14 protein-coding genes are annotated in these 18,390 nt (G+C 66.3%); 8 read left to right on the top strand and 6 right to left on the bottom strand.

Features of this window, described 5'->3' with window-relative positions; all coding sequences use genetic code 11:
- The first annotated feature begins 2 nt into the window (after positions 1-2).
- The gene (locus KOR34_RS12640; protein WP_146564937.1) at positions 3-1,604 is read left to right on the top strand and encodes a response regulator; all 1,602 of its coding nucleotides are present in this window, start codon (positions 3-5) and stop codon (positions 1,602-1,604) included.
- 9 nt (positions 1,605-1,613) lie between these two features.
- Here KOR34_RS12640 and KOR34_RS12635 read toward each other — a convergent pair whose 3' ends face one another.
- Positions 1,614-2,204 (bottom strand): ANTAR domain-containing response regulator, encoded by a 591-nt coding sequence (locus KOR34_RS12635; RefSeq protein ID WP_146564936.1) that lies wholly within the window; start codon positions 2,202-2,204, stop codon positions 1,614-1,616.
- Between the two features lie 178 nt (positions 2,205-2,382).
- Between KOR34_RS12635 and KOR34_RS12630 the strand changes: the two genes are divergently transcribed.
- Positions 2,383-3,126, top strand: a complete 744-nt coding sequence (locus KOR34_RS12630) for an SOS response-associated peptidase (protein ID WP_197531356.1) — start codon at positions 2,383-2,385, stop codon at positions 3,124-3,126.
- Positions 3,127-3,134: 8 nt separating this feature from the next.
- On the opposite strand, the gene KOR34_RS26675 is transcribed toward KOR34_RS12630, so the two are convergent.
- Positions 3,135-3,272 carry a hypothetical protein gene (locus KOR34_RS26675; protein ID WP_197531355.1) on the bottom strand — a complete coding sequence of 46 codons (138 nt, stop codon included), beginning with the start codon at positions 3,270-3,272 and terminating at the stop codon, positions 3,135-3,137.
- A gap of 292 nt (positions 3,273-3,564) precedes the next feature.
- On the opposite strand from KOR34_RS26675, the gene KOR34_RS12620 reads away from it, so the two are divergent.
- From KOR34_RS12620 to eutB, 3 genes are all read left to right on the top strand, one after another.
- On the top strand, positions 3,565-5,034 hold the full coding sequence (locus KOR34_RS12620; protein ID WP_146564933.1) for an ATPase, T2SS/T4P/T4SS family: 1,470 nt from the start codon (positions 3,565-3,567) through the stop codon (positions 5,032-5,034).
- Positions 5,035-5,808: 774 nt separating this feature from the next.
- Positions 5,809-6,864: a hypothetical protein gene (locus KOR34_RS12615; protein WP_146564932.1), complete on the top strand. Its 1,056-nt coding sequence runs from the start codon at positions 5,809-5,811 to the stop codon at positions 6,862-6,864.
- Positions 6,865-7,021: 157 nt separating this feature from the next.
- A complete protein-coding gene (gene eutB / locus KOR34_RS12610) occupies positions 7,022-9,310 on the top strand; it encodes an ethanolamine ammonia-lyase subunit EutB (protein ID WP_146564931.1) in 2,289 nt (762 codons plus the stop codon).
- Between the two features lie 29 nt (positions 9,311-9,339).
- On the opposite strand, the gene KOR34_RS12605 is transcribed toward eutB, so the two are convergent.
- Genes KOR34_RS12605 through KOR34_RS12595 form a run of 3 tightly spaced genes read right to left on the bottom strand, consistent with a single transcriptional unit; the run spans position 9,340 to position 12,869 of the window.
- A complete protein-coding gene (locus tag KOR34_RS12605) occupies positions 9,340-11,445 on the bottom strand; it encodes a protein kinase domain-containing protein (RefSeq protein ID WP_146564930.1) in 2,106 nt (701 codons plus the stop codon).
- Positions 11,405-12,163: a PP2C family serine/threonine-protein phosphatase gene (locus KOR34_RS12600; protein ID WP_146564929.1), complete on the bottom strand. Its 759-nt coding sequence runs from the start codon at positions 12,161-12,163 to the stop codon at positions 11,405-11,407. Before KOR34_RS12600 ends, KOR34_RS12605 begins: the two co-directional genes overlap by 41 nt.
- Before the next feature lie 22 nt (positions 12,164-12,185).
- Positions 12,186-12,869, bottom strand: a complete 684-nt coding sequence (locus KOR34_RS12595; RefSeq protein WP_146564928.1) for a vWA domain-containing protein — start codon at positions 12,867-12,869, stop codon at positions 12,186-12,188.
- Between the two features lie 350 nt (positions 12,870-13,219).
- On the opposite strand from KOR34_RS12595, the gene KOR34_RS12590 reads away from it, so the two are divergent.
- The 3 genes from KOR34_RS12590 (at position 13,220) to KOR34_RS12580 (ending at position 16,898) form a co-directional block, all read left to right on the top strand.
- Positions 13,220-14,110: a DUF58 domain-containing protein gene (locus tag KOR34_RS12590; RefSeq protein ID WP_146564927.1), complete on the top strand. Its 891-nt coding sequence runs from the start codon at positions 13,220-13,222 to the stop codon at positions 14,108-14,110.
- 19 nt (positions 14,111-14,129) lie between these two features.
- The gene (locus tag KOR34_RS12585; protein WP_146564926.1) at positions 14,130-16,190 is read left to right on the top strand and encodes a vWA domain-containing protein; all 2,061 of its coding nucleotides are present in this window, start codon (positions 14,130-14,132) and stop codon (positions 16,188-16,190) included.
- Positions 16,191-16,289: 99 nt separating this feature from the next.
- Positions 16,290-16,898 (top strand): 3-keto-disaccharide hydrolase, encoded by a 609-nt coding sequence (locus KOR34_RS12580; protein ID WP_146564925.1) that lies wholly within the window; start codon positions 16,290-16,292, stop codon positions 16,896-16,898.
- Between the two features lie 19 nt (positions 16,899-16,917).
- Here KOR34_RS12580 and KOR34_RS12575 read toward each other — a convergent pair whose 3' ends face one another.
- Entirely contained in the window at positions 16,918-18,327 is a 1,410-nt protein-coding gene (locus KOR34_RS12575; protein WP_146564924.1) for a POT family MFS transporter, read from the bottom strand.
- Between the last annotated feature and the right edge of the window lie 63 nt (positions 18,328-18,390).

Raw genomic sequence — 18,390 nt, 5'->3', positions numbered from 1 at the left:
GCTTGAGCCGGCGCTCCATACTAATAATCGACGACTCGCCTGAGGACCGCGAAGCGGTGATGACCGCCCTACGCAGGGATCAGGAATCACGCTACGAGTTCGTTGAGGCGAGCACCGGCGCCGCGGGCCTGACCGAGATTCGCAATCCCGACCGGTCGTTCGACCTGGCGGTGCTCGACTTCCACCTGCCGGACATGGACGCCGAGCGGTTCGTCGAGTCGCTCATCGACGGCGACACGATCCCGCCGCTCTCGATCGTGCTGCTGACCGGCAGCATGACCGACGATCTTGACCTCGAGATCCTTCAGCGGGGGGTGCAGGACTTCTTCTCGAAGTCGCTCATCTCTCCGGAACTCCTGCCCCGCATTGCTAAGAACGCGATCGAACGCCACGGCCTGATGACCCGGCTTGTCGCGAGCGAGCGCAAGGCGGAGGAGGCGATGATGGTCGCCGAGCGGGCCAACCGCGCGAAGTCGCAGTTCCTGGCGTCGATCAGCCACGAACTGCGCACCCCGCTAGCGGCGATCGTCGGCTTCGCCGACATCCTGCAGAAGAACCCGAACGCCGCTGACGCGGACCGGATGCTGGGCATGATCGCCAGCAGCGGCGAGCACCTCACCACGCTCGTGAACGACCTGCTCGACATCGCCAAGATTGAAGCCGGAACGCTGGAGGTCGACGCGGAGCCGTGCGACGTCCAGCAGGTTGTCGAGATGGTGTGCAACCTCATGCAGCACCGCGCGGCCGACAGCGGGCTGCGCTTCCACTGGTCCGTGACTCCACGCTGCCCCACCTGCGTCCGTCTGGACGCGGTCCGATTGAAGCAAATTCTAATCAACCTCATCGGCAACGGGATTAAGTACACCGAGTCGGGCGCCGTGCGCTGCGAGATGGAGTACGACTACGGGACCCAGACCGTCGTGGTCAGGGTGGCCGACACCGGCCCCGGTATCCATCCAGACATCCAGCAGCGTCTGTTCACGCCTTTCGTCCAGGGCCCCACCGGGGCCGACAACCGGCGTGCGGGGATTGGGCTAGGGCTGTCCATCAGCCGCCAGCTTGCTCAGCTGATGGACGGAAAGCTCGAGCTTGAGAGCACCTCCGAGAACGGCAGCGTCTTCTGTTTAGCGGTGCACGCGCCGGAGGTGACCGACACGCTGGTCGAAGCCTCGAACCAGCGTGCGGCGTCCGAGCCACGCCCCGTTGATATCTGTCGCGGGCAGCGCGTGCTGGTCGCCGAAGATGTGCGGGCCAATCAGTATCTGATGGAGAAGCTGCTCAAGCGGTTGGAGATCTCTCCGGAGTTTGCGGCGGACGGCAAGGAGGCGGTCGAAAAGGTAGAGCGGGCCGCTGTCGATGGCGATCCCTACCGGCTGGTGCTGATGGACATGCAGATGCCGGTGATGGACGGCTACGAGGCCACCAAGCGGGTCAAGGCTGCTCGGCCCGATCTGAGTGTGGTCGCGCTCACCGCGGCCGCGTTGAAGGGGGACCGCAAGCGCTGTATGGCCGCAGGTTGTGACGACGTGCTGCACAAGCCCATCGACTACAAGAAGCTCGAGTCGACCCTTGTCCGCTTCATGGTAGAAGCCGCCGCGAGGTAGCCCGCGCGGCTACTCCGCCGCCTCCTGATCCAGGAGCCGCTGGGCCGTCACCGCCATCCGCTCTCGCGCCGACTGCGCCATCTTTTGCAGCCGGCGGAACGCCTGCTCTTCGGTTAGTTCGTCCCGGCCAATCAGCAGGCCCTTGGCCTTCTCGATTACCTTCCGCTCCGACAATGCCTGGGCGAGGTCCTCGTTCTCCTGCTTGAGCGCCTCGAACTGTCGGAAGCGTTCACAAACCAGGTAGATGGTGGGCCGGATCTGATCGGCGTCGAGCGGCTCGACCAGGTAGGCCATGACGTGGTCACGCAGGGCCTTCTCGACATCCAGCAGCGAATCGCGGTTGGTCACGATGATCGCCGGCGTGGGGTTCCGGTTGCTGATGTCAATCAGTGCGTCGATGGCGTTGCCGTTGCTCAGCTCGACGCTGCTAATAATCAGATCGGGGTCCGCCTCCGCGCAGACCTCGATCAGGTCGTCGACGCTGCAGCAGCCATCTTTAACTTGATAGCTCAATCCCTCGATCACTTCACGCAGCTGGTTGCGCGTCGCGTCGTCGTTGTGGGCAATGACCACCGTTAGGTTGTCGGGGATGTTCTGCATTCGCTCCGCTCGCCGAAAAAGCCGTAACTCCCAGTAGGCGCCTGGACTCCGGATGATACTTTTGATCGGTGGAAATGACAATCCGACTGCTGGTAGTGCGGGCGAGTTCAAGCCCTGTCACCGCCCAATTCAGGCGGGTATACAGGTGTCAGAACGGGGGCGGCGGACGGCCGCCAGCTTGCAACGATCGGGGGGCGAGATGTGCAACCGGTACCTCATCAAGGCCAAGCTGGAGGAGGTCGCGCAGCGGTACAACGCGCGGCTGATCGCCGAGTTGGACGGCGCCGGCGAGTTCCTCCCCCGGGCGATGGCGCCGGGCCTGTTCATCGACGACGAGGACGAGCGGCTGCTCGGTCCCATGCAGTTCGCGTTCTGCCCGCCCGGCTGCCCCTCGCCATCGGACCCGAAGCGGGCGCTCAACAACGCCCGGATCGAGTCGGCCGGCAAGTGGCCCTGGAAGGACGCCTTCCGCACGACGCGCTGCGTGCTGCCGATGACCGAATTCCGCGAGCCCTGCTACTGGGGCGAGACCGCCGGCTCGGAGGTTTACTTCAGCCGCGCCGACGCCGACCTGCTGCACGCCGCTGGGATCTACCGCGTGTGGTCGTCGCCTGACGGCAAGACTCGGCTTGTCACTATGTCGCTGCTGATGCGGCCGGCGTCGGACTACATCATGGACCGCGGCCACCACCGGCAGCCGCTGTTCATCGACGAGCACGGCGTCGACCAATGGATCCGTCCCGGCAGGATCGAGACCGACGCCGGCGTCGCCCTGCTCCGGTCGATCGCCGCCGAGCCGGAGTTTACCCACACGCACGCACGCGACATGGCCGCCAGCTGGACCAAGCGGCGGACCGCGAAGCTGAGGGAACGCGATCAGCAGCTCGCCGCTCTCGACTCGGCGCCGGCCGTGGGGTTCTAACGCGGCCGCTAGGAGAACGCCATTGCGGCGGTCGTCCCGGTGATTGCCAGCAGCCCAATCACCAGCACCACGCAGACCGCCGCCGACAGCGAAACCTTCGCCGGGTCCGACTGCCCACAGTGGTTGCAGTACTGGTCGAGCGGCATCACCCGCTGACCGCACCCGCGGCACGTGGTGCACTCTTCCTGCCGGAGTTGACTCCACCGCGTCGCCGCGGCGCGTGCCCGGCTTTTCCAGCCCGCTTGCGCATTGCCCATACCTGTTCCCCGAGTCGAGTCGTTGCCCTACTCGAAGCTTAGCATACGCTTGAAGCAGGACGCCCCGCGGCGTTCCGGCCCCCGGTTTCGCGGGGTTTCTATCGCCCCCCGACGGCGGCCCTGCTAGGCTGTACACTGCGTTCTGGCTGCCGCACTTATCCCAGTTCACTTGGCGTCCAACATGCTCGACCAGTGGTTTTTTGAGATCGGCGACGGTCAGGTTTACGGCCCGTTCCCGCTCGACAAGCTAAAGAAGTGGGCCGAGGCGGGCGACCTGATGCCGACCCACCGCGTCCGCCACGCGGAGTCCGACGAGTGGGTCATCGCGGCGTACGTCAAAGGGCTGGAACTCACCACCGCCGCCCCCGAGGCGAAGCCCGAACCCGCGCCCGACAAGACCAAACGCGGCCGCGGGCCGCTGAGCCTGTCACGCAAGGCAAAGCCGGCCGAAGCCGCCCCCAAAGCCGAGGCGCCCGCCGCCGCGCTGCCGACCAACGCCACCGACGCCTGCCAGGAGATCCTCGACTCGGCCGTGGCCCGTCGGGCGTCGGACATCCATATCGACCCGGAAGAGAACGTTGTTCTGGTGCAGCTCCGCGTCGACGGCGTGCTGGAGGTGTTCCGCAAGTACCCAAAGGACATGCACCCGGCGGTGATGGGCCGCTTCAAGGTGCTGTCCAACATGGACATCGCCGAGAAGCGGATGGCCCAGGACGGCCGTTTCACCCACGAGTGCGGCGACAGCGGCCAGCAGGTCGACATCCGCGCGGCGTGCCTCCCCACCACGCAGGGCGAGCGGCTCACGCTGCGGCTCTTGGCCACCGAGGCGGGCAAGCTCACGCTCAACCGCCTGGGCATGTCGGAGAAGACGCGGGCCACCTTTGCCGACGAACTCACCCAGCGGCAGGGCATGGTGCTGCTGACCGGCCCGACCGGCGCCGGTAAGAGCACCACGCTGTACGCCGCGTTGCGCCACCGCCTGGCGGCCCGGCCGGGCAAGATCATCACCGTGGAAGACCCGGTCGAGTTCGACATGGTGGGCGTCTCGCAGGTGGAGGTCGACACGGCCGACAAGGTCGCGTTCGGCACCGTGCTGCGGAACATCCTCCGCAGCGACCCGGACGTGATCATGATCGGCGAGATGCGTGACTACGAGTCCGCTTCGACCGGCGTCAAGGCGGCGCTCACCGGCCACCTGGTGCTCAGCTCGCTGCACACCAACTCGGCAGCCGGCGCGGCGACCCGGCTGATCGACCTGGGTGTGGAGCCGTTCCTGGTGGCGGCCACGGTGCGGCTGTCAGTCGCCCAGCGGCTGGTGCGGCGGCTCTGCATGCGGTGCCGCAAGCCCCGCGAGCTCACCGCGCTCGAGGCCAATTCGCTCTCCCGCCCCGGCGTCGAAGGCGTGACGGTGTACGAGCCCGGCGGCTGCCAGGAGTGCAACAAGCGGGGCTACCTGGGCCGGGTTGGGGTGTTCGAGGTGATGCTGGTCGACGACCAGATCCGCGCCCTGATAAACGACCACGCCAGCGAATCCGACCTCCGCGCCGCGACCACCAGTTCCGGCGGTTCACTGCTCGTGGACGACGCCGCGGACAAGGTGCTCAAGGGCCTGACCAGCTACCAGGAAGCCATGACCCTCGGCCCCTTCTAACGCAATCGTCGGCGCCACGCGACTTTTGTCCCATTTGGCGCTATCGATCCTTAGGGTCAAAAGTCGGGCCCCACCGCGAGCCGCCAGGATCGTTTCACGCTTGTATATCGGTGTCTAGCTGTTTCCGTATCACTTTCGCCGGCCGACTTTTGTCCACTCATACTCGGCGATAGGGACAAAAGTCACCACAAACCTCGGCCCATTTTCTTGGTTCCTAGTCTCGCGAATCGGCGCCGGTGTTGAGCCCCAGCACGCCCGGATCGATTCCAATGCACCCCGTATTAGACCGCGCGGGGTGGCCGGTTTCTACAAAGAAATGGACACCGAGAGGCGTGCCTATAAAGGATTGGTAGCCGCGCGAGGTCACAGACAAGGAGCGTGTAAAGCTTGTCCCCGTTAGCGTCATTGAACCGTGTTGTACCTTTCAGGGGACGTCGCGCGTTGGCGTGGCGCTGCCGCGCGGTTGCCGAGGTTAGATTCCTGCTCTAGGCATTGGTAGTGAGGTCGGCCGGCTTCTTCTGCTCAGCCCGCATTGAGACGTGGCGCCGATCACACTTGGCGACGGCCACGCAGGGGGGGAACTGACAGCGATGCTGACAATCAAACGCCTGCACCGCTGCCTGGCCGCAGGGTTTGACTAACCCGTCCCCCTTAAGGAATCCGCGGGACCCGCCGCACCAACCCGGCGGGCGGGCGTGCGGGAGGTCGGACCTCGGACCGATACGGTTAGTTAGTTGCCCGGTCTCTAACTCACGTCACCAGGGACGGTGTCGCGTGGCTGCAAGAACTCCTATCGCCGCGGTCGTTGTGCTAGCGTTGGCTGCCCAGGCAGCGGTCGCCGCCGACTGGGCCGGGCTGCGTATGGGGGAAACGCTCGAGAACCCGGCCGCCGGCTGGGTGGACCCGCCTGCGGAGACCGCCCCCGCGACCTACGACACCCACATCCAGCTGATGTCGCTCGACGGTTCTGCCTGCTGCGACGGCGTGGGATGCGGCGACGCCTGCGGCTGTGGCGACACGTGCGGCCAGCAGGAGCAGCACGACGGCTGCGTCGACCGGTTCCTGCCCCGTTCGAACCTCCCCTTCCCGCTGCTGAAGGGGCTGACCGAGGGGCGTGACGTGGTCCTTCCGCTGCCGCTGGGGACCGGCGTCGTCTGGACCGAGCTCAACCGCACCGTTGCGGTGTCGGACGTCCGCCTCGGGCTGGGGACGGTCGACCCGTCCTCGGTGGAGCGGATCGACGTGCCCGAGACCAAGTTCCACGCTTCAACGCAGATCGCGCGGGTCGACCTGTGGGTGCTCCCCTGCCTGAACATCTACGGGATCGCCGGTCACACGCGCACGACCGGCTCGGTCGACGTGGTGGTCAGCGACTTCCCGTTGCCGGTCTCGCCGGATGTCACAATCGATGTCCCGGTGAGCATGCAGGGGCCAACCTTGGGCTGGGGCTGCACCACCGGTATCGGCGCCAAGGACTGGTTCGCGATGCTCGACGTGAACAAGTCCTGGACCACCTTCTCGAACCTCGACGGGTCGCTCACCGCGCTGGTGGTGACCCCGCGGGTCGGACTGGTGGTCGACCGCCCGCTATTCAAGGGCGAGGTGCACATCGGCGCCATGTGGCAGGACACCGCGCAGACGGTTGAGCTGACGATCAACCACCCGCTCCTCGGTCCCGGACTGAAGGTCGAGGTCGATCAGTTCGAGCCCAACCCGTGGAACTTCCTAGTCGGCGGGCTGTGGGCGCTGGACGAGCGCCTGCAGGTGATGGTCGAGGGCGGCATGGGCGGCCGCAGCTACGTGGTGTCGGGCGTGACGATCCGCTACTAGGCTCGTGTTTGTGGGTGGTTCCACGGATGGGGTCAAGCGGAGTGCGCTGCACGGCAGCTCCCCCCTCAGCGTTCATTGACCGGTGCGTCGGCCGGCGGTAGCCTGGGCGGGCATAGGCGTTCATCGTGCCGCGCGGCGCGCCACCGGAGCCGGTCTGATGCCATCGCGACGTTCGTTCCTGCGGCAGGTTGCCGGCGGTTCTGCCGCCGTCGCTTACGGCGCCGCCGTGCCCGCTTGCCTCTCCAACGAAGGCCCGCTCGAGATCCCTGCGCCCAGGCAGGGGGAGGATGTCTTCTCGTTCATCCACCGACGCCACGGCGGGCACGACCCGCGGATGTACGCCCAGATCCTGGGCGCCGCGAACGAGTTCAAGGAGGGCGACCAGGCGATCGGCGTCGCGGCGTCGGACAACCGGTCCCGGATCCACGCCCGGCGCCTGCTCGGAGCCACGCGGCTGTCGGCCCTCGACGCCAACCCGATCCACACCGACGAACTGTACCGATTCATCTCGCTGGATCGGCCTGGGCTGGGCCAGCTGCTTCCAGGGCAGCCAACGCTGGGAACACTCAAGCGGTTTCTGTTGGTCGCCGACGAGGCGAGCATCAAAGAGGCGGCCCCCGCGTTGTCGAGCGATGTCATCGGCTGCGTCGTGAAGCTGATGACCAACGACGAGCTGATCCAGGTTGGACGCAAGGTCTTCAACCCGCTTCCGGGCAGCCAGCTCGGCGCGAAGGGCTACCTCGGCGCGCGGGTGCAGCCGAACTCGCCTACCGACAACGTAGACGACATCGCGTGGCAGGTGTTCGACGCCTGGTCGTACGGGGTTGGGGACATGCTGCTGGGCACGAACCCGGTGTCCAGCGAAGCGGCCTCGGTCGCGGCGGTCGAGCGGACGCTGCAGGACCTGCTCCAAACGTTTGGTGTTGAGCAGCACATGCCACACTGCGTGCTGTCGCACATCGACGTGCAGGCGGAGGTCGAGCGGACCGACCCGGGCAGCACCGCGCTGTGGTTCCAGAGCATCGCCGGCTGCGACGCGGCGAACGCCACCTTCGACATCAGCGTCGCGAAGATGGAGCGGCACGCCTCGTCCCGCAGCGGCCGCTACGGGTTGTACTTCGAGACCGGCCAGGGCGCCGACTTCACCAACGGGCACAGCCACGGCTTCGACATGGTGCTGCACGAGGCCCGCAAGTACGGCTTCGCACGCACCCTCAGCAGCCAGGTCTCCGCGGCGCGAGCCGCCTCGGGCAACGAACCCGCGGCGTGGGTGCACCTGAACGACGTCGCCGGGTTCATCGGCCCCGAGGTGTTCCGCACCCGCGAGCAGCTCGTCCGCTGCTGCCTGGAGGACATTGTCATGGGCAAGCTGCACGGGCTGTGCATCGGCCTGGACGTGTGCTCGACCCTGCACATGGACGTGTCGCTGGAGGACCTCGACTGGTGCCTGGACCAGATACTGCCCGCCAACCCGGCGTACCTGATGGCGCTGCCGACCAAGATCGACCCGATGCTCGGGTACCTGACCACCGGCTACCACGACCACGTGCGGCTGCGTGAGAAGTTCGGCTACCGCGTCAACGACGCGATGTGGGCGTTCTTCCAACAACTTGGGGTCATCGAGTCAGACGGGCGGCCAGGCGGTCGGTTTGGCGACCCGCTCTGGGTGTACCTGCAATACCGCCGTCGCAAGGGGGACCCGCGAGCGGACGACGTGGTGTTTGCGGAGGGGCGCCGGAAGCTGGCGGAGGTGCGTAGCCGCGGGGTGTTTATCGCCGAGGGCCACGGCGACCGGCACGGAGACCCACCGCAAAAACTGCGCGAGGGGGTCCGCCGCATCTACGACGACGCCAAGCTGGGCATCTGGGCCGAGCTAGACGATCGGTTTGTCGCCGAAGCCCCCGACGCCCTGGTGCTGGAGACCAACTCGGTCGACCGGACCGACTACATCCTCCATCCCGTCACGGGGGAGCAACTCAGCGAGCGGTCCCAAAGCACGGTGCGGTCGCTCCGCGAGCACCGGGCGGGCGAGGTGGATCTTCAGATTGTGATCTCCGACGGGCTCAATGCGCTGGCGATCATGGAGCCCGGGCAGCTGACTACCTTTCTTACTGCGCTGCGGGCGGCGCTTGCCGAGCGGGACCGACGCGTCGCCTCCGAGCACCTGATCGTGAACTCGGGTCGTGTCCGGGCCGGCTATAGCATCGGCGAAACGCTCTTCGCGGGCCTTGAGGGACGCCGCACAATCCTGCACGTGATCGGTGAACGCCCGGGAACTGGCCACCGCACGTTCTCGACCTATATCACGTCCGCGTCGGGCGAGGTGTGGGGGCGGGCCGGCGAGGTCGACCACAACATCACTAAGGTTGTGTCGGGGATCGCCAACACGGCCCTCGACCCGACTCAGGCGGCCGCCGACGTCGCACGACTGGCGAAACTTGACTAAGCGTAGCACGGCGGGGTCCGCGGCCGCTCTCAGCCCAGCACCAGCCACAGCAGCGTGCCGACCAGCGGGGCCGCGACCGCCGCCACGGCGATGGTCGTCGCGCTCTGATTGACCTTCCGCTCGACCGTGCTGCGGGTCGCCTGGAAGTCCTGGTACTCCCGGGCCAGGGCGCGGAACCGGGCGGCCAGCTGTTCGAAGACCTCCAGATCCTGCTGCAACGCTTTGCGGCCCTGGTGAGCCATGGATCTTAGCCTCGTGGCGCCGTTCAGCACCTTGCGGGCCTGGGAGATCTTGAAGCGGGCGGCGGCCTCCTGGCGGTCGATCTCGACCTCCCGCTCGGTGACGCCGGCCTCGGGCTGGAAGGCGAACTGCTCGAGCCTCGCCTCACGCCACTGCATCAGCTCGATGGTGATCTCCGGTGGGATGCTGGGGATGCCGGCCAGCAGGTGCGATTCGCAGTCGGCGGCGGTCTCGACGCCGTACGACTGCAGCACCGCGACGTGACCCCGCTGCAGGCCGGGAATCTTGCGGCGGTACTGGCGGATCTCCAGACCACGGAGGTAGTCTTCCCGCTGTTCGACGCGCAGCTGCTTGACGATGGTCTCCAGGTCCTCGGCGTCGGTTGCGTAGCGCTCCCGGCCAGTGTTGACCACCGCCGCGTAGGTGTCAAACTCGGCCTCGCGTTGGCGGTGCCGCGCCATGACGTTGGCGCCGGCGGTCTCGAGCTTGTCGGTCAGTTCGTCGACCCGCTCGGCGTACTCGAGGCTGGTGGTGCGCCGGCCCTTGGCGCCGGCGTGCAGCCAGAGCAGGGCGGAGGTCGCTAGCGAGACCGCCCAGCCGCCCGCCAGCACCGGCCAGAAGAAGGCGCCGCCCAAGGCCAGGGCCGCGCCAAGCGGGGCGCCCAGCGCGATCCAGTCGGCGGCCCGCATCGGGAACCGCTCCTCGGCCTTCTTGATGATCGGCATCGCCGGGACCTTGACCGTCTTGCGGGCGAGGTCCGGGAAGTATATCTCCTCAACCTTCGCGACGCAGCGGTCGTAGGCCTCGAGCCGGGACTGCATCGACCCGCCCACGAGCGCCGAGTTGACGAAGAAAGCAGGCCCGCCGTTGGCTTCGATCCGGCACCACGGGCACTCCTTCGAGCCGTTGTAGTAGACGTGCGACGAGTCGATGTCGCACTCCCGGCGGTTCTTCAGCAGATTCTCTAGCGCCATCACCCACTGCCGCGGCATGGGACGCTCCTGCCCCTTGGCCGGGTCGCAGCGGAGGGCGGCCTCGAACATGTCCGCGATCTGCTTCGGCAGGTCCGACAGGCTGAGCGACGCCGGCGGCGGGTCCATCTGGGTTGCGTCACGGCTGCTGCTGAACGCGAACCGCCGCTCGCTTATCGCCCGCTCGATGTGCATTTCCCCCTCGCCGCGGTAGCGGCCGGCGAAGGGGTGACGACCGACGAACAGCAGGTGGAATATCAACAGCGCCAGCCCGAACGCGTCGTGCTGCGGCGTGCGGACGACCTCCGACAGCCGGACCGACTGCAGCTCGGGCGGGGTGAAGTGCGGCGTGCCGACCAGGCACGGCAGCACCCGCTTGCCGTAGCGAATCTGGAACGAGTCGCAGTCGATGAACCGGACGCACATCTCCTGGTCGACCAGCAGGTTGCCCTGGTTCACGTCGCCGATCACGACGCCGCGCGAGTGCAACGCCTCGAACGCCGCGGCCGCATTGCGCGCGGCCAGCACCAGGTGGTGCCAGTAGGCGTGGGGGAAGTGCCGCGCGCGGGTCGAGGCGCCGTACAGCTCGTGCAGCTCGAGCGCGTCGTTGACGCGGGTCATCACGATGCCGCACGGCTTGTCGTTCTGCGCGTCCAGCAGCAGCTTCTGCGGCCAGGCGGCGATCGGCGCCAGCTCCTTGGCGCCGATGGTCAGCATCGCCTGCAGCTTGTTGAGCTGTTGACCGGCGAGCGGCGTCCGGTGGTAGATCTTGGCCGCGCAGTCCGGTTCCTTGACCACCTCGAACACGCGGCCCTCGCCGCCGACGCCGATCGGCTCGCCGAGCGGCACCACGTTGCCCTGGGCGTCGGTGACCAGCGGCTTCTTAACCGGGATTCTTAGCAGCGAGGACGAGGGTCTTGTCATCGTCGGACCTGTTCTGAACGACCTCGGAGGTCAGGAAGCCGTGCAGCCCCTGGTTGAGCCCCTCGAGGTCGTCTGTCTGGCGGACCGCCTGCAGCAGTGGGTCGAAGAAGGGGGCGTGGGCGGTCTGCCCCTCGAAACTCAGCGCCAGCCGTTCCAGGCCGTCGGTGAACAATGCGACCTCGCCGAAGGTGCTGGGCGAGGCGAGGAACTCGAGTTGGTCTTGGTAGCCCTCCTGCGTGAGGAAGTTGGTGCTGTTGGCGTACTCGCCCGACTGGGGCCAGAACACGACCCCGTAGACGCCGCCGCGGCGGGCCACGATGGCGCCGTCGCCGATCTGCAGGAACGCCGAACCCCGCTCGGACAGCAGGGCCGCGCTCAATGTGCACGCGTAGTCGCGGGGCTGCTTGCCGTCGGCTTCGGCGCGGCGGTTGATCTCCGACCGGGCGTGGTCGCACCAGACGATGGCGTCGTCCCGCGAAACGATCTGGAAGCCCCCCACGCGTTCATAGTGCTGGCGGGCCTTGGCGGCGATCGCCTCGCAGGCGATCTGCGACCCGTGCTGGCTGTCGCTCGCGCTGCCGGCGCCGTCGGCCACACAGGCGACCATGCCGGGCCCCCAAGCGGAATCGATGACGCACGCGATGTGCGTGTCCTGGCAGGGTTCGCCGCCCCGTTCGTGCGAAGCTCCCCTGACGCTGCCGGCGATGTGCCGCCACATGTCGGTCGTCCTGACGTTCAAGCTAGACGGCCGCCCAGCCGGTGGGGCCGGAGGTCGGGTCTTCGAGGGGGACCTCTTCGCCGGGCGAAGAACGGGACACCGACTGCTGGGAGTTGGACAACCAAGTGAACAGCTCGGCGAACTTTAAGCCCTGCAGCCACAGCGGCTTACGCACGCTCAGCTCGCCCAGGATCTCCATGTTGGCGCCCTCGACCCCAACGCAGAAGAAGCTGAACGCCTTGGCCTTCTCGCCCGACTCAATCCGGCTGATGACCGGTTTCCAGTGGTCGTTGGGCTCGCCATCGGTGATCAGGAACGCCCAGGGCCGGTAGTACGCGACGCCGTTCTCGCGGTAGGCGTCCTTGCGTTGCTCGATCATGTCCAGCGAGGTCGACACGGCCTCGCCCAGCGGCGTGCCGCCGATCGCGTTGAGCGTCGGGGGTTCGAACTGCTCGGCGGTGACAAAGTCCACCACGCGGTTCACGCGTCCCCCAAAAGTTACCACCGCGACCTCCACCCGCTTCGAGGCGAGCGGGTCGGTTAGCAGGGCCTGGCGGTAAATCTGCAGCCCCTTGTTCAGCTCGTCCAGCTTCGGGCCGTGCATGCTGGTCGAGGTGTCCAGCAGCAGCACGCACGGGACGCGGGGCTCGGGGTTTTCAGCAAACTCGACGTTGCTAAAGACGCTGTCAGCACGGAGCTGGTCCATATCGCGGTGGTCTCCGGGAGTATCGCAAGCGTTTGGTCCACGCCGCCCCTGTGGCTCAAGACCCGTCGGGGCGGGCCGAGGACGCTGCTTCCCTGTTCCTCTTCTATATTGCGCACTTCCGCCTGAATCCCGCAAGGCATATGACGCCGGTTGCAGGTAGTTCGTTTCCGGATTCTCATGATTCTTAGGTTTGGGCCGGGTTTGCCGTCGGCCAGCGCTAGCGTCTGTGGCCTTCCGTCAACCAAACCGCAGGCAGGCGGCGTGATTTGCGCACGCCAGGCGATGATCGGGTAGAATCCGATACGCGAAACCGAAGCCAGCAACGCGCCCGCACGACCGACCCGCCGCCGATGCCGATCTCCCCACCCGAGCTGCTCCCGCCCGACCTGATGAGCCAGCTCGAGCGGCTTGAGCTAGTCACCCGCAAAGTGTTCCGCGGCCGGATGAAGGGCGAACGCCGGAGCAAGCGGAAGGGCGAGTCGGTCGAGTTTGCAGACTACCGCAACTACACCCCGGGCGACGACCTGCGGCGTCTGGACTGGAACCTCTACGCGAGGCTCGACAAGCTGATCCTCAAGCTCTTCCTGGAAGAAGAGGACCTGCACTTCTACACCCTGATCGATGCGTCGCCGTCGATGGCGTTCGGCGACCCCACCAAGCTGGAGTACGCCAAGCGGCTGGCGGCGGCGCTCGGGTTCGTCGGCCTGGTGAAGAGCGACCGGGTCGTGATCGAGACCCTCGGCCAGGGCCTCCGCGAACGCTCGCCCGTGCTCCGCGGCCGCAAGAGTGTGTGGCGGATGCTGGACCAGCTCTCCGCGATCGAGCCAAACCAGGAGGGCTCGCTGGTCGAGGGCGTGAAGCGGTTCTGCCTCCGCAACGCCGGCAAGGGGGTGGTGGTGCTGATCAGCGACCTGATGGACAAGCAGGGCTACGAGCCGGCGTTGAAGTACCTGATGGCCCAGCGGGTGGACGTCTACCTGATCCACGTGCTCAGCCAGGAGGAGATCGACCCGGACGTCGCGGGCGACCTGCGGCTGGTTGACTGCGAGGACCAGGACATCGCCGAGATCACCGTCAGCGCCCCGCTGCTCTCAAGGTACAAGCAGACGCTGGCCGCCTTTACCGCCGGCGCCCAGGAGTTCTGCGCTAAACGCGGCATGGCCTACCTGCTGGCGAACAACCAGATGCCGGTCAACGAGCTGATGACCAACTACATGCGCCGCCGCGGGCTTGTCCGCTAAAGGATCGATCGAACCTCCGATGCTCGAAGGCCTGTTCCGCAACACGCTCTCTCCCGTGCAGTGGTCGCTGCTGCTGGCGATCCCGCCCGCGATCCTTGCGCTGTACTTCCTGAAGCTCAAGCGGATGCCGGTCGAGGTGCCCAGCACCTACCTGTGGCGCAAGTCGATCGAAGACCTGCGGGTGAACAGCTTCTGGCAGCGGCTGCGGCAGAGCCTGCTGCTGCTGCTGCAGCTGCTGATCGTCGCGCTGGCGATCTTCGCGCTGCTGCGTCCGGGCTGGGAGGGGACCGAGCTGAACGGCGAGCGGGTGATCTTCGTTATCGACAACTCCGCCAGCATGGGCGCCGAGGACGTTGACGACGCCGAGAACCGCCTGGCCGACGCGAAGCAGAAGGTCGCCGGGCTGATCGACCAGCTCGACTCCGACATGTCCGCGATGCTCATCGCGTTCGCCGACGCCCCGCAGGTGATCCAGCAGTTCACCGGCAGCCGGGGCGTGCTCCGCGAACGGCTCGAGTCGATCGAGCTCACCGCCCAGCCGACCGACCTGCTCGACGCGCTCAAGCTGGCCGGGGGCCTGGCCAACCCCGGCCAGATGACCATGCAAGACTCTGGGGTGGAGGTCGAGGTGGTGGAGCCGGTAACCACCAGCCTTTACATTTTTAGCGACGGCCGATTCGCAGACGTCGAGGGGTTCGACCTGGGCGGGCTCGACCCGGTGTACGTGCCGGTCGGTTCGACCGAAGCGGCCAACCTCGCCATCACCGCGTTCAGCACCCGCCGCAATGAGGTGCGGCCGGAAGAGCGCGAGGCGTTTGTGCAGGTGACTAACTTCACCGAGGCCGACCAGGAGTTCGTCGTGGAGGTGCAGCTGGATGGCCAGTTCCTCGACGCCAAGAGTTCGGCCGCCAAGGCGGGCGAGTCGGCCTCGCTCAGCTTCCCACTGGCGGACGCGCCGCCCGGCAAGCTGACGGCCTCGCTCGATTTCGAGTCGCTGCAGTCCGCCGACGACAAGCTGGCGGTCGACAACGTGGCGTACGCCGGTCTCAATCCCCAGGAGCAGGGGAAGGTGCTGCTGGTGACCAACGGGAACAAGGTGCTGGAGGCCGCGCTCAGCACCGAGCGGGCGGCCCGGATCGCGGACCTGACAATTGTCAGCCCCGACAAGCTGGCGTCGGATGAGTACAAGAAGTCGGCGCAGTCAGGCGAGTACGCGTTAATCATCTACGACGTCTGCTCACCGGAGGAGATGCCCCGGTCGCACACGTTCTTTATTGGCAGCCGGCCGCCCACCGCCGCGTGGGGCGGTAAGAGTGAGGAGGGCGCCGACGCCGCCGAGCCTCGAACCGAGCAGTTCCCGCAGGTGATCGACTGGAACCGCGCGCACCCGCTCCTGGCCTACGTCGAGCTGAACGACCTGTGGATCTTCGAAAGCCAACTGGTCGACGCTCCTACCGGCGGGGTCGACCTGATCGACACGGGTGACGGCTCGCTGATGGCGATCGCCCCCCGCGAGAGCTACGAGGACGTCGTGCTGGGGTTCCCCATTATCGTCAACCGCGACGGCGTCGCGATGGGCAACACCCGCTGGTTCCGCCGCCGCAGCTTCCCCACCTTCTGGCTCAACACGCTCAGCTACCTGGTCGGTCAACTCTCGGGCGACGCCAACAGCCAGGCGGCGCCGGGCGAGCCGGTGGAGTTCCGCCCCGTGACCAACGTCCCGGAAGTGGTGGTCCGTTCACCCGCCGGGAAAGAAGTGACGCTGACACGGGCGGGCGACACAACCTTCCAGTACCAAGACACCGCCGAGCCCGGCGTTTACGAGGTGCTCGAGCGAGGCCAGGTGAGCAAGCGGTTCGCCATCAACCTATTCGACCGACAAGAGAGCGACATCCGGCTCCGCGCCACGCAGCAGGAAGTGGGAACGCCCGTCGAGGCCATCCGCATCGGCTACACCGACGTGGCGGCCCAGGCCGGCGGCGCCCCCGCCCGCAAGGAGCTGTGGCAGCTGCTGCTTGTGCTGGCGCTGGTGGTGCTGATGGCGGAATGGTACATCTACAACCGCCGGGTTTACATCTAATTGGACGCGGTGCGGCTCTTCATTCCTCCGCCCACCGACCGGCCAAGGCCGGCTGTCGACAAGTACTCAACACTACTTTTCATCCGAGGCTGTTCCGCCATGATTTACCGCTCTGTTCGCCTGTTTCTGCTCTGCAGCTGCGTTTCGTCCCTCGGGCTGGCCCCTAGCTGCCTTGCGGCCGAGCTTCCGAAGATCTTCAACGGCAAGGACCTGTCTGGCTGGAAGGTTCCCAAGGAAAGCAAGTGCTGGCAGGTGAAGGACGGTGTGCTGCACGTGAAGAACAACGCAGACAAGCAGGGCGAGACCCTCTGGACCGACGACGAGTACGAGAATTTCGTGCTGGAGCTTGATTTCCGCTTCGTCTCCGGGACCATCGACTCGGGCGTGTTTGTGCGGACCGAGCACGAGCAGATCCAGATCGGCATCTCGGGGTCGCTGAAACGCGACCTGACTGCCTCGCCCTACATCGTGGGCAAGGGCTACCCGGTTGAGGCCAAGGGAGTGGCGGAGCTGCTCAAGGCGGCCGGCTGGAACACGATGACGGTGGTCGCCAAGGGGCCCGACTATGCCGTCTGGCTCAACAACCGCCTGGTCATGACTTACGAGTCAGAGACGTCCGTCAAACGCGGCCCGATCGGCATCCAGCTCCACCCGGACCGGGAAATGTCGATCGACTTCCGCAACATCCGCGCGGCCGGGCTGGAGTGAGCCCGATGGAGGAGAGTCGCTACTCGTTGACTCCCTCGGCCGTCGCGACCGCGTCGAGTTCCTCTTCGCCCTGGATGTAGGTCTTGCCACGGTAGAACTGCGACCAGACCACGTACGCCACGGCGGTCGCCAGCATGGCCCACGTGAAGAACCAGTAGTAGTTCTCGCCGTCGAGCACAGGGTTGCCGGCGTCTTTCTGGGCTTGGACGTAGTGGTTGACCTGGGCGGTCGCCATGTTGCCGAGAAAAACGGACAGGAAGAACAGACCCATGACAAACGACTTGAGCGTGCGGGGCGCCTGCGTGTAGGAGAACTCCAAGGCAGTGATCGACACGAGGATCTCCGCGGCGGTCATCACGACGTAGGCCAGCAGCTGCCAGCTAATGTGCGGGCTCTGGCCCGCGTCTATGCCACGCTGCAGCAGCGCCGCGATGGCGAAGGAGATGGGCGTCACGAGCAGCCCGGCGCCGATGCGACGCAGTGGCGTGAATTCCCAGAACCTGCCGACCACGGGATAGATGACGAAGCTGAACAGCGGGATCATCAGCATTACCAGCAGCGGGTTGGTGGCCTGGCTCTCCGCGGGGTTCAGCTCGTAGCCGAACATGTTTCGATCGAGGTGTTTGGCCTGCTCGACCCAGGCGGAAGATGTCTGGTCGAACAGCATCCAGAAGGCGGCCACGAAGATGTACAGCGGAACAAGGTTGAGGATGGCCGACCGCCCTGCGGGGCTGACGATGTCGGTCCACATCTTGCTTCCCGTAGCCGGCACGTGGACGAACACCTTGCGTCCCATCCAAAAGACAAGGGTCGCCAAAGCCATCAGCACTCCCGGGACCCCGAACGCGACGCCGGGTCCGTAGCTGTCCAGCAGTCGTGGGATGATGATGTACGACGCCATCGACCCGAGGTTGATCGAGAAGTAGAAAATGCTGAAGACGGCTGGGATCAGGTGCTTGTTCTTCGTCCCAAACTGGTCGCCGACGTGCGACGATACGCACGGCTTAATCCCACCGGTGCCGATGGCTATCAGCGAGAGCGCCATGAACAACGCCGTGCGTGGCGCGATGTGAGTCACGAGGGGGAAGTCGACCAACGCCATCACCGCGTGCCCCAGGCAGTAGACAAGCGACAGAATGATGATCGTGCGGTACTTGCCCCACAACCAGTCGCTGAGCACGGCGCCGACGATAGGCGTGAGGTAGGCGCCGGCCACAAAGCTGTGGTACCAGTAGTTCGCCTCGTTCTCTTCCATCACCGCCAGGTCGCCGCTGGCGTTGAGCAGGTGCTCTGTCAGAAACAGATACAGGATGCCCCGCATCCCGTAAAAGCTGAACCGCTCGGCGGCCTCGTTCCCCACGATGTAGGGGATGCCCTTGGGCATGCCGCTGCTGTTGTCGGGTGTGGTGCGGTACTGGGGCTCGGACATCCGCTTCCGTTCGGCTGGAGGGCAGGGCGGGCAGCTGGGGGGGCCGGGGCGGCCGCGACCCAG

It is taken from the genome of Posidoniimonas corsicana, assembly GCF_007859765.1.
GTDB classification, from domain to species: Bacteria; Planctomycetota; Planctomycetia; order Pirellulales; family Lacipirellulaceae; genus Posidoniimonas; species Posidoniimonas corsicana.
The sequence above is the reverse complement of the archived record's forward strand: the minus strand, read 5'-3'. Positions and strand labels throughout refer to the sequence as shown.